The following is a 13,061-nucleotide window of genomic DNA, read 5'->3' on the forward strand; positions in this document are numbered from 1 at the left end:
CGAATGAATTCGCTCCCACGGGAATTGTGCCTGTCTCAAGTTCAACGTGATCCTGTGGGACCGAATTCATTCGGGAAGACGGCATTCCTGATCACGCAACCTCTGTGGCTGTACCGGCCCCTTCGCGAATGAATTCGCTCCCACGGGAATTGTGCCTGTCTCAAGTTCAACGTGTCCTATGCAATAGCGCTGTCCCACGAGGTCCAGCGTTCACATTAGATCGCGTCCATCTTCTCCACAATCACCACCCGTTCAAACCGGCCGGCCAGCAGGCCATAAGACAGAAGGCCCAGCACGCCATGGGCCGCGACGAACCACAGGGCAATGTTAAAGGAACCGGTAACCGCGACGATGTAGCCGATCACCAGTGGTGTGATGATCCCGGCAATATTGCCGATGCCGTTGAACACGCCACCGCTGAGGCCGACCATGTTTTTCGGTGCGGTATCAGACAACACTGCCCAGCCCACCGCCGCCAACCCTTTGCCGAAGAAGGCGATGGCCATTACGGTGATAACCATCCAGTTGGCATCGAGGAAGTTGGCCGAGACCAGGATCGTCGACATCGACATGCCGATCATGAACGGTGTCTTGCGGGCGATTGACGGGTGTACACCACGACGAATCATCCAGTCAGAGAGCATGCCGCCCAATACGCCGCCCGAGAAACCGCAGATGGCGGGCAGCGCCGCAACCCAACCGGCTTCCATAATGGTCATGCCGCGTCCCTTGATCAGATAGATCGGGAACCAGGTGATGAAAAAGTAGGTGAGGGCGGTGATGCAGTATTGACCGAGGTAGATCGACCACAAGGTGCGGCTGGTGAACAGTTGCTTGATTTCGCTGAGCTTTGCTTTGGGTTTTTTCGTGGTGCGGGTCAGCTCCAGGTCTACCAGTGCGCCGCCGTCACGCATGTATTCCAGCTCCCGAGGGCTGAGGTTTTTATCGCTGTGGGGCTCGCGGTAGAAGGCAAACCAGACCACGCTCAGCACCAGGCCCAAGCCGCCCATCCACAGAAATACATGTTCCCAGCCCCACGAATGGGTCAACCAGGCCATCAACGGCGTGAACAGCACCACTGCCATGTATTGCGCGGAGTTGAACAACGCTGACGCTGTGCCGCGTTCGCTGGTAGGAAACCAGCAGGAGACGATTCGGTTATTGGCAGGGAAGGCCGGTGATTCAACAAGCCCCAGCATGAAGCGCATGGCGAACAGGCTGATGGCGGCCGAAGCGCCCATCAAGCCCATCCACCCGACTGTGCCCTGCAGCATGGTGAAGATGGACCACAGGACCAGGCTGCAGCCATAAACACGCCGCGCACCGAACCGGTCCAGCAACCATCCACCCGGTATCTGGCCCAGCGCGTATGCCCAGGCAAACGCGGAGAAGATCACGCCGAGCATCATCGGATCCAGACCCAGGTCCTTGACCACCCCGGTGCCCGCAATCGACATGGTGGCCCGGTCGGCATAGTTGATGACGGTAACGATAAAGATCAGGGCAAGAATGAGAAAGCGATGGCGGCCGACCCGGGCTTGCGCCTCGACCTGGTCCAGAGGAATGGATTTCGAAAGCATGGGGCGTCTCCTGTAGGGACGTTTTATTTTTGTTAGAAGATGTAACTCTGTCTTTCCCCGATAGTAGGAGCCTTGGTGGATATACGTCTAACATAGATGCTGGATAGGTTGATGCGGATTTTGAATCGTGGAATTGCACCAGTTACGATGTTTTGTGGCCGCCGCCGAAGAGCTGCACTTCGGCAGAGCCGCTACACGCCTGCATATGACCCAGCCGCCGCTGAGCCGACAGATCCAGCTGCTGGAGCGCTCGTTGGGCATTGTCCTGCTGGAGCGCAATAACCGTGGCGTTCGCCTGACGGCGGCTGGCCGGGGCTTTCTGCGCGATGCGCGACACATCCTGACGTTCTCCGAACAGGCAGGAAATTCCGCGCGGCGTCTGGCCTCCGGCGAAGTGGGCAGGCTGACCCTCGGGTTTACCGGGGTCAGCGCTTACAGCATGGTGCCGCAGTTGCTGGCCAAGGCTGCCGTTGAAATGCCGGAAGTGAAGTTCGTCCTCAAGGAGATGGTTTCCGATGCCCAGCTGGATGCGCTGTCAGCGAACCTGATCGACATTGGCCTGGTGCGTCAGGTCAGGGATCGAGAAATGTTCGATGCGCAGTTGGTGTATCGCGAACCGCTCTTAGTGGTGTTGCCCTCAGAGCATCCGTTGACCACACAGCCGTCGATTGCCCTCGCGGACCTTAATCATCAGCCTTTTGTGATGTACGCCGCGGATGAAGGCCGTTACTTCTATGACTGCATTGTCGGGCTGTTCGCCATGAGCGGTGTCACGCCGCGGTATGCCTATCATCTGGGCCAGACCCACGCCATTGTCAGCATGGTTCAGGCCGGTCTGGGGCTTTCGATTGTGCCGGCTTCGGCCCGGCAACTGCACAGTGGTGCTGTGGTATTCCGTCCGCTCCGCGACGCGACCCTGAATGCTGACCTGCACATGATTTCCCGTCGCGATAACGAAAATCCGGTGTTGCCCGCGTTCAGGGATTTGCTCAGTCGGGAGTTTGAACATAATCGGGGGTAAAAAATGCTCCGATCCTGCCAGGGGTGATGGCAAAGTCGGGACAAGCCTCGGTATGCTGCGACCATGAGTACCACGCTACCGCTTCGTCAGCCTTGTCCCCCCGGTGCCTGCAATTGCGGGCGCGAACTGTTGCAGGCGGACAAGCTGCGGATTCTGGCGTTGACCCGCCAGGAGGAGAAACGCCTGCTTGAGCGTCTGGAAAACCTGAAGAGTCTGGCTGACCTTGAGCACATGCAGCGCAAGTTGTACGAGCAGTTGGGGATTCGACTGGAGGTGGTGCCGGGTTTTAACGAAGTACGCAGCATGCGCGGGATCGCGATCACTATCGACGAGCTGCCAGGGTTGTGCCGCAAAACCCGGCAGTCGATTCCTGCTGCAATCAGGCGAGGCCTGGAAAAGAACCCCGAAATCGCCTACCGGTTGCTGGACGCTCACGATCTGTTTCGCGATGTTTGAGTTCAGGCTGAACAACTCTCAGCCTTGACGCTGATTTTCTGTAGTACCCGTTCCTTTGTCCCTGACACCATGCTGTCTAGCAGCAAGCACGGACCCTGTAGGAGTGAGCTTGCTCGCGATTGATTTTTTCCTTCGATAAATCATCGCCTGATCTGACACTATCGCGAGCAAGCTCACTCCTACAGATCCTGTGTTTGCTGCGCGACAGTGCGGCGTCGTAGAAGGGATGCCCTACAAGTTTTGCGTCACGACCGGAAGTCAGCGAGCAACCGAAGAAGGATTCGACTGCAGCAGCACCTTGGCGTGAACGGCCATCAGATCGTCTTCAAGTGTCGACTTGCCCGTCGTTACCCGCGAGCTTCGGTCTTCACGCAGGGCGGCGTCGATCATGCCCAGCAAGTTACGCGACCTGGAAATCTCTTTCGGGGTGCTGATGGTGTCGATCAGTTTGCCCATTTCGTATCGATTGACGATCGTTGACTGCTGGACGCTCTGGGTAGAGTTGGCGACTACCAGCGCGCCCTTTTTATAGCCGATACGGGTCGTGCTCTCGGCCTGATCAGTAATCTGGTAGAAGTCGTAGTTTTGCGATTCCGCGGTATTGCCCAAGGCCAGTTTCGAGCCTGGGTAAATGCTCTTGTGGTACGACGCCTCGAGACTGGATGTCTGTTTCTGCTCGATGGATCGATTGGCGTCGCCTGCACCTTGCATGTCGGTAGTTTGCGAGGCTTTATAAGAAAACTTGTCGGCTTCGGCGGGGCGCATCGGGTTGCTGTGTTGGGCGTTTTGCGTCAGCGACACACTGAAATCAGCAAGCCCGGTCAACATCGAGCGATCCACACTGTTGAGGCTAGAACTACCGCTCAGACTCTTGGTAGTGGTTTGCAACGATGAAAACGCATCCTTGAACAGCGCCATGAGGTCTTTGTCGCCCTGGCCCCGGTTTTGCGCTGCGTCAAATTGCTTCAGGTAGCTTTCTACGGCCTGGGCTTGCTGTTGCGCGTTGCCCAATATCGCCGCGTTGTTTTTGACGCTTAACTGAACATTGCCGGTCGGGCCGCTCATGTCCACGGATCGGGTCTTTTCATCCGACTGGAAATTCAGCGTCTGATACTGGTTATCGCCCACTTTCAGGCGCGCGCTCAGGTCAATCGATGAAAACAGGGCTGGGTCAAGCTGAGTCAGGTTGCCGAGATTCAGGCGCGGTGTTCCGGCAGTCAGGCCATCAATCGCTCCCTGAAAGGAGTCTGCCAAAGAGGCCAATGCCTCATTTTCTTCATCGCTCAGCTTGCCACCGGTCACATCCGCTTGCACGGCGAGACCGTCATCCTTGCTGCTCAGGTTCAGCGTGATGGTCGCGCCGCTCGCGGTTTTCAGCGTGAGGGTGATGGTGTTTTGGGTATTGCTGTGCAGCTGATCCTGGGCTGATTTCAGCGCGGCAGCGTCTTTTATACCGTCAGTGCCTGATCTGATGACGGACTGGGAAATTGAGTTCGAATTGCCGCTGGCAAGCTGTTCCAGCAGTGCAGCACCCAGGCCTTGAAAACGTCCGGCCGTGGATTTAGCGGACATGTTGCCAGTGAGGACTGTCGTCACTGCATCGCTGGTTTTTTTCTCAAAGAACAACACCGAATCGGCGTTGTTCAAGCTCCCGCGACTGGAGTAAGTGGCGGCATCTGCGACTTTTGAATCCTGACCGAGCATCACAACGGAGGCCGGTGAGCTGGCCAGTGTCAGAGGTGTCTCGGTGGCGCTCACCGGTACGGCAGTGGAGGCTGGTGTGGTGATGAGCGGCGTGCTGGCAGTGACTAAAGAGATTGAGGTCATAGCGCTTCCGTGCTGGCTTATCTGGATTTGTATCTACTTTGTAGCGGCCAATAGCAGGGAAACTTTAGATTGGAGTGTGGGCGCGAATAAGCGCGGGAGTGAGGATGTGCTGCGATTTAACCGCAAACCTGCAGTAGCGCGCCTTGTGTCCATGACACACCGCTGTCGCGAAGCAAACGGGCGAGACGTCGGACCTGCATTGTGAGAAATTCCGCTTCGCCAACAAGTTGGCTCCTACCGGGTTTGCGTTTCAAATGATTATTGAAGTGATGCTGGATGAGCGCTGACCGGGGTTACAAGGCCAGCGATTGCGGAGTGTCAGGCATACCGCTGTCGCTGGTTTCGTAACCTCGGTGAGCTACAGGGGAATCATTCCAGGTCAGTCAGCCAGATGCTTACTCATTCGGCTCATCGGTATTGATGTACTCCGGCACTTTGGCCAAAGGCAAGCGGCGGGCCTGTTCGATGCTGATGCCCGGGCGATTCGGAAGCGGGTCGAGTTTCTGCGTCTGGCCCGTCTCCAGGCTTCGCTCTATGGCAGCCAACACACGCACATCACGCCAGCCTTCGTCGCCATCGGGCTCAGGCTCGCGATCTTGCAGGATGCAGTCTGAGAAGTACTGGGTCTGGCCGCCGAACTGGTCCACGACAGGATGTTCATGTTCTTTGGTTTCGTCACCGATGATTGCCCGGTAACTGATCGCGACGCCTTTACCAAAACCAAAGCAGGGCGATGCTTCAAACTCGCCCTTGGTGCCTATCACTTGATAACGCTGGGTGCCCGGCAGGCTATAGCTGACGGTAAATTGCGCCAGTCGCTCTTCCGGGAAGCGCAAGGTCACGCTGACGGTATCCGGCGTATTGATTTCGCGCCCTGGCGTGTGAATGGCCACGGCATGAACTTCCAGCGGCTCGGCATCGAACAGGTTGCGTACCGCGTTGATCGGATACGGCCCCATGTCCGCTGCAGGTCCTGCCCAGTAGCCATTCTGCATGCGGTGATTCTTTGGATCGGTGGTCTGCGCAAAGGTCGCCGTGAACAACCGTGGATCGCCAATTTCGCCTGCGCGGATACGGCCGATCATCTCAACAGTGCCTGGCTCGAAATGCAGCCGATAAGCGATCATCAGCTTGGCGCCGGAGCGCTGGGCGGCTTCGGTGATTGCAATGCAGTCTTCTTCGCTGGTCGCCATGGGTTTTTCTAGTAATACATGGATCCCGGCTTCCAGGGCAGGCACGGCAAATTCTCGGTGGCGGAAATTAGGCGTAGCCAGGTAAATCGCGTCGATTTCCCCGGACTTGAGCAGCGTGTCGAATTCGCTGTAGTCATAGCTTTTCAGGTCGTAAAGCTCAGCCAGTTTATCGGCTTTTATCGGGTCGCCAGTCACCAGCGCAGTCATTACCGAATTATCAGTCTGATCGACGCCCGGCATGAATGCGCCTTGGGAAATCCAGCCTCCGGCAACCACTGCGTAACGAATTTTGCCCTGTGCATCTGGCATGAGATAAGCCTCCAGAATCGCCCGACGTTATGCCCGGCCCATATAGAAAGGGCATGTTCAGACGCTGGAAGTTCAAAGCAATTAGCCGGACCGGGCAAAATGATGTCAATCTTTGTAATACTTTTCGTGAGTGGGAAAGTGACTTTCTCGTTGTAGGATCACATCCCGTAATAAATCTCAGGATTGTATGAACACCGTTCAGGAACCTCCCGGTTGCTTCGCTTCTAACCGCTTTGCTTATAATTTGAGTCTCGATCCAGCTTTCCCCTCAGGATCAGCTCGTCTGAATACCCCCTTCGATAATCCGTCTAGTGTGTCCTGTGCGGCCGACGTTTGTTCACGTCCGGCAGGCTTACTGACATCCGTCAAATCCCGTCTGCGAGAGATTCAATAGTTCTATGGAATGGATAGCTGATCCCACGGCCTGGCTTGGCCTGCTCACTCTGATCGTTCTGGAACTGGTGTTGGGAATCGATAACCTGGTGTTCATCGCGATTCTCGCGGACAAGCTGCCGCCCGAGCAGCGTGACAAGGCGCGAGTCATTGGTCTCTCGCTGGCGTTGATCATGCGCCTTGGCTTGCTGGCCAGTATTTCCTGGATGGTCACGCTGACTGCGCCACTGTTCGAACTGTTCGATCACAGCTTCTCGGGTCGCGACCTGATCATGCTGTTCGGTGGTGTGTTCCTGTTGTTCAAGGCCACCATGGAATTGCACGAGCGACTGGAAGGTCACGTAGCCGAACGTACCAGCAACGGTACATATGCCCGATTCTGGCCCATCGTCGCGCAAATCGTGGTGCTGGACGCCGTGTTCTCTCTCGACGCGGTGATTACTGCCGTAGGTATGGTTGAGCATCTGGCTGTCATGATGATTGCCGTGATTTTCTCCATCGGTCTGATGATCATCGCCAGCAAGCCGTTGACCAAGTTCGTCAACTCGCACCCGACCGTGATCATGCTGTGTCTGGGCTTCCTGATGATGATCGGTTTCAGCCTGACCGCCGAAGGCCTGGGCTTCCATATCCCTAAAGGCTATCTGTATGCGGCGATTGGTTTCTCGATCCTGATCGAACTGTTCAACCAGGTCGCTCGCAAGCGTCGCAAGAAGTCGCTGCACGGTGCGCGGCCTATGCGTGAACGCACCGCCCACGCCGTGTTGCGGCTGCTGGGTGGCCGCAAGCTGGACGCCGATGAGGTGGGCGAAGAAATCGCCGACATGCTTGAAGGTGAACAGAGCGAGGCGGTGTTCCACCGTCGCGAGAGGGTGATGATCAGTGGTGTGCTGCAACTGGCTGAGCGCCCGATTCGCTCGGCCATGACACCACGGGCCGAGGTGGACCTGATCGACGTGTCGGACGACCCGGAAACGGTTCGGACCAAGCTGATGCATTCGTCCTATTCGCGCCTGCCACTTATTCGTGAAGGCCGCGTGGATGAGCCATTGGGCTTTGTGCACAAGAAGGAGTTGCTCAAGGAACTGTTGGCTGGCAATGAGCCGAATCTGGAGTTTATGGCGCGCAAAGCGATCAACCTGCTGGACAGCTTTTCGATCCTCAACGCCCTTGAACAGATGCGCAAAGAGTCAACGCACATCGCTTTTGTGGTCAACGAATTCGGCGATTTCATCGGCTTGTTGACCATGACCGACATTCTGGAGTCCATCGCGGGTGAGCTGCCGGATGCCAGCGAGGTGGAAGGTCCGGATGTGGTGGCCGAGGACGACGGTTTTATCGTCTCTGGCGGCCTGAACCTGAGCCAGGTGCGTGAGCGGGTTGGTTTTCAGGCCCATGCAACCGAGGATTATCAGACCCTTGCCGGTCTGGTGATGAGCCTGCTGGATCGCTTGCCGAGGATAGGTGACAAACTCGATTGGGAAGGGTGGGACATGACGGTTGTGGGTGTCGAAGAACGACGTGTCACCCGGGTTATGTTGCGCAAGCTTCAGTGACCATCAAGTGATAAAAGCCCCGCTGTTGCTGGGGAAGCGCGAGCCAGACACCTCGCGCTCCAGCATCAACGAGGCTGATAATCAGTATTTTAAAGGGTGGTTTTTCATAACGCGGTTGTGACCTTAGATTGGCCCCATCACTTCGAAACAACTATTGGAGCCACATCATGAAACGCACTATCGCTTTGAGCTTTGCCCTTTCGATCCTGACCGCTACCGGCGCTTTTGCCAGTACTTCGCCAATCCAGACTGTCGCTGCGGCCACTCAGGTTGCAGATCGTTCCAGCGTCGTTACTCCTGAAGTCCGCGTTGCCGGTGCCGGTAACAAAACCTTCGACCGCGCTGAAGTGAACCTGGACAAGAAAGTGGTCGTAGCAGAAAACCGCAAAGAATTCGGTTCGCAGTATCAGCGTTATTGATTGCGAGGTCCGAACAGGAACAGCCCGGCTAGCCGGGCTTTTTTGTGTTCATTGCAAACGATGGCTCTGTTGGAGCGAGGCTTGCCCGCGAACCAGTCGACGCGGTTGACCAGACCCACCGCGTCATCATTCTTCGCGGGCAAGCCTCGCTCCAACAGAAATATGTGCCGGTTTTTTGTTTCTTCACCGATCCCGCAAACTGCGCTCCATCCGCGCCAACCCTTCCTCCAGCAAGACCCTTGGGCAACCGAAGTTCAACCGCACGAACTGCTGGCAATCGTCACCAAACTCCACTCCCGCACTCAGCCCCACTTTGGCGTGTTCGAGGAAGAACTGCTGTGGATCGTCAAGACCCAGCGCGGAGCAATCCAGCCAGGCGAGGTAGGTGCTTTGTGGCAGGTGCATGACCACTCCGGGCAGTCGTTCTTTCACCGCTTGCGCCAGATAGTCACGGTTGGCCTGCAGGTACGCGTTGACGTCGCTCAACCATTCGCCGCATTCGCTGTAGGCCGCTCGCGTGGCTTCAAGACCCAGCACGTTGACGCTGTCGACCAGACCCAAGCGGCCTGCATTGAAGCGTTTACGCAGAGACTCATTCTGAATCACTGCAAAAGCGGTTTTCAGCCCGGCGATGTTATAAGCCTTGCTCGCCGACATCAGGGTGACAGTGCGCTGGGCAATCTGCGGGCTGAGAGAGGCGATGGGCACATGCCGGCGGCCATCGAAGAGGATGTCGGCGTGAATGTCATCAGAAATGATCAGCACGTCATGCTTCACGCATGCTTCGCCGATCAGGTGCAGCTCTTCGCCACTGAAAACCTTGCCCAGCGGGTTATGCGGGTTGCTCAGCAACAAGGCACCGGCGTTCGCCAGCTTGCCGTTCAGTGCAGCGATGTCGGTGTGGTACTCGCCGTGGGCATCAGCCTTGAACGGCAATTCGATACGCGGCTGCTGCCAGTGATTCGGCGCGTGGGACAGGGGCGAGTAATTGGGTGTTTGCAGGACCACGCCCGAGTTGGCCGGAACCAGTGCGTTGAGTGCCATGTTGAAGCCGGGCTCGACGCCGGGCAGGAACACCAGTTCTTCAGGCTGAACACGCCAGGCATAACGCTGCCAGAGGTACTCGACAACCGTCTGGCGCAGGTTGTCCTGTGCCACGCCGTACCCGAGCAGCGGATGCTCCAGTCGTTTCTGCAACGCCTGAATGATCGGCTCGGCCACCGGGAAATCCATGTCCGCTACCCACATCGGCAGCACGTCGGCGGGATACAGGCTCCACTTTTTGCTGTCGGTGCCGTGGCGTTCGAATACGGTGTCCAGTTGGGTCGTCATTTCAGTCTCTAGAGGCAGGGTGCAAGGGCGACAGGTTAGCTGCGCCCATCGCATCGGTCCACCCGCACCTGAGTTGACTGAACGGTGCCGTGATCAACTCAGCGCTGGTTTTTGTAAGCCTTGCCGTAGTGCCGCTCCAGACGTGCCTGAATCAACTCCAGTCCGATGGACAGCAGCCAATAGATCAGCGCCGCAGTGGTCAGCATTTCGATATAACGGTAGGACGAACGGCCGTAAGACTGCGCGAGGAACATGACTTCCCAGACACCCATTACCGAGATCAGGGACGAGTCCTTGAGCATGGAAATGAATTGGCTGGTGGTCGGCGGAATGATGGTGCGCATGGCTTGCGGCAGTGTGATCTGCCAGAACACCACGCCAGGGCGCATGCCCAGTGCCGCAGCGGCTTCACGTTGCCCGGGTGAAACACCGATGATGCCCGCCCGAAAGATCTCACTCAGGTACGCGCCGTAGTTCAGGGACAGGGCAATGATGCCCGCGCTGATCGCGCCCGGCACCACGCCCAGTTGCGGCAGACCGAGATAGATCAGCAGGATCTGAATCAACAGCGGCGTGCCACGGAAGAACGATGCATAAAAACTGGCGATGCCAAACGCCACGGCACTCTTGGACAAGCGCGCCAGGGCCGTGGCAAAGCCCAGTATCAGCGAGAGCCATATCGAGCAGAAGCACAGGAAGAGGGTCAGCGCGGCGCCTTGCAGGAAGCCGTTGGGTGCCAGATGCAGGCCGACCAGATATTCCCATTTCGCGGCGATGATCGAAAACTTCAGGTCGAAGCTCATGAAAAACGCGATGCACAGACCGAGCATCACCATCCAGGTCAGGTACAGCCGCGTTTTGAAGCCGAAAATTCGCAGCAGGCGCGAAGATCCGGCGTTCAGGTCTGGCGGGGCAGGTTGATGCTCGCTCATTGGGTAATGTCAGAGCCGATCCATTTTTGGGAGATCTTGGCCAGCGTGCCATCGGCCTTGAGTTCGGCGATGACTTTGGTCAGCTTCGCATCCCATTCGGCATCGCCTTTTTCGGTGGCGACGACATTGGGTTCGGCGTAAAGAGTTTCGCCAGCGATCTTGAAGCGTGGATCCTGATTGATACGCTCACGTGCAGTGATCAGGTTGGTGATCATCGCGTCGAGACGGACACCCGCGCCCAGTGCTAGGTCCTGAAAGGCCACGGTTTCGTTGTCATACGGTGCAGCCTGAACAGCGTCGAACGGGTAGCTGATCGGCTTGTCTTCCGCACCTTCAATGACCAGATCCTTGTTCAGGTAAGCCTCGTAGGTCGAAGCGCTGATGACGCCAACTTTCTTGCCCGAAAGGTCTTTGGCTGACTTGATCGCATCATTCTTGGCGTTGACCACGATGACCGCTGGCGACTGGTAGTACTCAACCGGGAAGTTGAATACCTGAGCGCGGGCCGCGCTTGGAGTCATGGAGCAGATGCACACGTCATAGCGGCTGCCCCAGTGGCCTGCGGCAATGACGTCCCAGGACGGTGTTGCCAGTTGCAGCTTCACGCCCAGCTTGTCGGCGACTGCTTTTGCCACGTCCACGTCGAAACCGTCGAGCTGGTTTTGATCATTGAGGAAGGAAAACGGTGGGTAGTTCTCCATCATCACGCCGACCATTTCGCCTTTTTTATTGATTTTATCCAGCGTCGCACCGGCCATGGCGGTAGAGCAGACGGACAGCAGGGCAAGACTCAAAGGCAAAACAGCACGTAGATTCATCACATCACCGAATAGATCGAATACAAATAATTGGTATATATTTAAACGCGATATTAAAAATGTCCTTAATTATTAATTGATCTATACGCCTTTGTTTTGGTTATAAGCTACGGTTTTTGGGTTTAATCAAACGCTCTTACTGTTCAATTCAATCAGCCGTTGCCTGTGTATTCCCGCAACGGACGCCCGGCTTTCAGGAGTTCCCATGTCCACAATCGAAAAATCAATTCCGCTACGCTTGCTTGACGGCGGCATGGGGCGGGAACTCATGCGTATTGGTGCGCCATTCCGTCAGCCTGAGTGGTCGGCGCTGGCGCTGATCGAAGCACCGGAATTTGTCCTCAAGGCGCATCAGGCTTTTATCAATGCCGGGGCGCGGATTATCACCACCAACAGTTATGCGCTGGTGCCGTTTCATCTGGGTGAAGAGCGTTTCACTGCGGACGCTCCGGCGCTGTCCGGGCTGGCGGGCCGGCTTGCACGTCAGGCTGCAGCAGAGGCCGATCAATCTATTCAGGTGGCGGGGTCGTTGCCGCCAGCGTTGGGTTCTTATCGTCCGGATCTGTTCGATCATGATCAGTCGGTCGCGATCCATCGCATCCTGATTCAGGGTCTGAAGGCTAGCGTGGATGTATGGCTGGCTGAAACCCAAAGCTCGATCGCTGAAGTACGCGCTGTACGTGAAGCGCTGGGGCAGGACGACAAGCCTTTGTGGCTGTCGTTTACCCTGGAAGACGGTGAAGACCATGGTCCTCGTTTGCGCTCCGGCGAGACGGTGGCTGAGGCCACAGCAGTTGCCATCGAACTGGGTGCGCGAGCAGTGCTGTTCAACTGCAGCCAGCCGGAAGTCATGGCCTCTGCGCTGGTGGCTGCGCGTGAAGTGATTGATGCAGAATCGGCGCAGATCGAGTTGGGCGTGTATGCCAACGCGTTTCCGGTAATGGAAGTGGAAGAAGAAGGCGCCAACGACACTTTGCACGAGATCCGCGCAGACTTGGGGCCTGACGCCTATGCAAAGTGGGCGAATACCTGGGTGGAGAAGGGCGCTTCGGTGATCGGTGGCTGCTGCGGCATCGGGCCAGAGCACATCGCGGCGTTGCGCGGTCATTTCAAGCTGGCGTAGACCCAGGCAATCACGCCAGTGATTTGTAGGAGCGCACGAGCACCGCGAGGCCGCGATGGCGGTGTGTCAGGCAGAACGCTATCGCGGCCTCCCGGTGTTGGT

Annotated in this window: 12 protein-coding genes; 5 read left to right on the forward strand and 7 right to left on the reverse strand. The window is 56.9% G+C overall.

The window, feature by feature from the left end:
* Nucleotides 1–215: 215 nt before the first annotated feature.
* Nucleotides 216–1,580, reverse strand: coding sequence for an MFS transporter (locus KDX30_RS28625; protein WP_231665855.1), 1,365 nt, complete (start codon nucleotides 1,578–1,580; stop codon nucleotides 216–218).
* A 127-nt stretch (nucleotides 1,581–1,707) separates the two neighbouring features.
* Here KDX30_RS28625 and KDX30_RS28630 point away from each other — a divergent pair, with 127 nt between their 5' ends.
* Together KDX30_RS28630 and KDX30_RS28635 are read left to right on the forward strand one after the other, a co-directional pair.
* Entirely contained in the window at nucleotides 1,708–2,601 is an 894-nt protein-coding gene (locus KDX30_RS28630; RefSeq protein WP_200866092.1) for a LysR family transcriptional regulator, read from the forward strand.
* 63 nt (nucleotides 2,602–2,664) lie between these two features.
* On the forward strand, nucleotides 2,665–3,057 hold the full coding sequence (locus KDX30_RS28635) for a hypothetical protein (RefSeq protein WP_231678173.1): 393 nt from the start codon (nucleotides 2,665–2,667) through the stop codon (nucleotides 3,055–3,057).
* Between the two features lie 258 nt (nucleotides 3,058–3,315).
* On the opposite strand, the gene KDX30_RS28640 is transcribed toward KDX30_RS28635, so the two are convergent.
* Entirely contained in the window at nucleotides 3,316–4,884 is a 1,569-nt protein-coding gene (locus KDX30_RS28640; RefSeq protein ID WP_231678174.1) for a lactate dehydrogenase, read from the reverse strand.
* Between the two features lie 395 nt (nucleotides 4,885–5,279).
* On the reverse strand, nucleotides 5,280–6,386 hold the full coding sequence (locus tag KDX30_RS28645) for a Gfo/Idh/MocA family protein (protein ID WP_231678175.1): 1,107 nt from the start codon (nucleotides 6,384–6,386) through the stop codon (nucleotides 5,280–5,282).
* A gap of 398 nt (nucleotides 6,387–6,784) precedes the next feature.
* On the opposite strand from KDX30_RS28645, the gene KDX30_RS28650 reads away from it, so the two are divergent.
* Both KDX30_RS28650 and KDX30_RS28655 read left to right on the forward strand, forming a co-directional pair.
* The gene (locus KDX30_RS28650) at nucleotides 6,785–8,335 is read left to right on the forward strand and encodes a TerC family protein (RefSeq protein WP_231678176.1); all 1,551 of its coding nucleotides are present in this window, start codon (nucleotides 6,785–6,787) and stop codon (nucleotides 8,333–8,335) included.
* A gap of 167 nt (nucleotides 8,336–8,502) precedes the next feature.
* Nucleotides 8,503–8,754, forward strand: coding sequence for a hypothetical protein (locus KDX30_RS28655; RefSeq protein WP_049826754.1), 252 nt, complete (start codon nucleotides 8,503–8,505; stop codon nucleotides 8,752–8,754).
* Here the strand turns inward: KDX30_RS28655 and KDX30_RS28660 are convergent.
* The 4 genes from KDX30_RS28660 to KDX30_RS28675 form a co-directional block, all read right to left on the reverse strand.
* The gene (locus tag KDX30_RS28660) at nucleotides 8,748–8,897 is read right to left on the reverse strand and encodes a hypothetical protein (RefSeq protein ID WP_231678177.1); all 150 of its coding nucleotides are present in this window, start codon (nucleotides 8,895–8,897) and stop codon (nucleotides 8,748–8,750) included. The two genes, KDX30_RS28655 and KDX30_RS28660, sit on opposite strands and share 7 nt — an antisense overlap.
* A gap of 40 nt (nucleotides 8,898–8,937) precedes the next feature.
* Entirely contained in the window at nucleotides 8,938–10,086 is a 1,149-nt protein-coding gene (locus tag KDX30_RS28665) for a MalY/PatB family protein (protein ID WP_231678178.1), read from the reverse strand.
* Between the two features lie 98 nt (nucleotides 10,087–10,184).
* Nucleotides 10,185–11,018, reverse strand: a complete 834-nt coding sequence (locus KDX30_RS28670; RefSeq protein ID WP_231678179.1) for an amino acid ABC transporter permease — start codon at nucleotides 11,016–11,018, stop codon at nucleotides 10,185–10,187.
* Nucleotides 11,015–11,836, reverse strand: a complete 822-nt coding sequence (locus KDX30_RS28675) for a transporter substrate-binding domain-containing protein (protein WP_027902818.1) — start codon at nucleotides 11,834–11,836, stop codon at nucleotides 11,015–11,017. Before KDX30_RS28675 ends, KDX30_RS28670 begins: the two co-directional genes overlap by 4 nt.
* Nucleotides 11,837–12,041: 205 nt before the next feature.
* On the opposite strand from KDX30_RS28675, the gene KDX30_RS28680 reads away from it, so the two are divergent.
* Complete coding sequence (locus KDX30_RS28680; protein WP_231678180.1) at nucleotides 12,042–12,959, forward strand: homocysteine S-methyltransferase family protein; 918 nt, start codon at nucleotides 12,042–12,044, stop codon at nucleotides 12,957–12,959.
* Nucleotides 12,960–13,061: the final 102 nt, after the last annotated feature.

The sequence above is a fragment of the Pseudomonas quasicaspiana genome, from assembly GCF_021147825.1.
Classification (GTDB): domain Bacteria; phylum Pseudomonadota; class Gammaproteobacteria; order Pseudomonadales; family Pseudomonadaceae; genus Aquipseudomonas; species Aquipseudomonas quasicaspiana.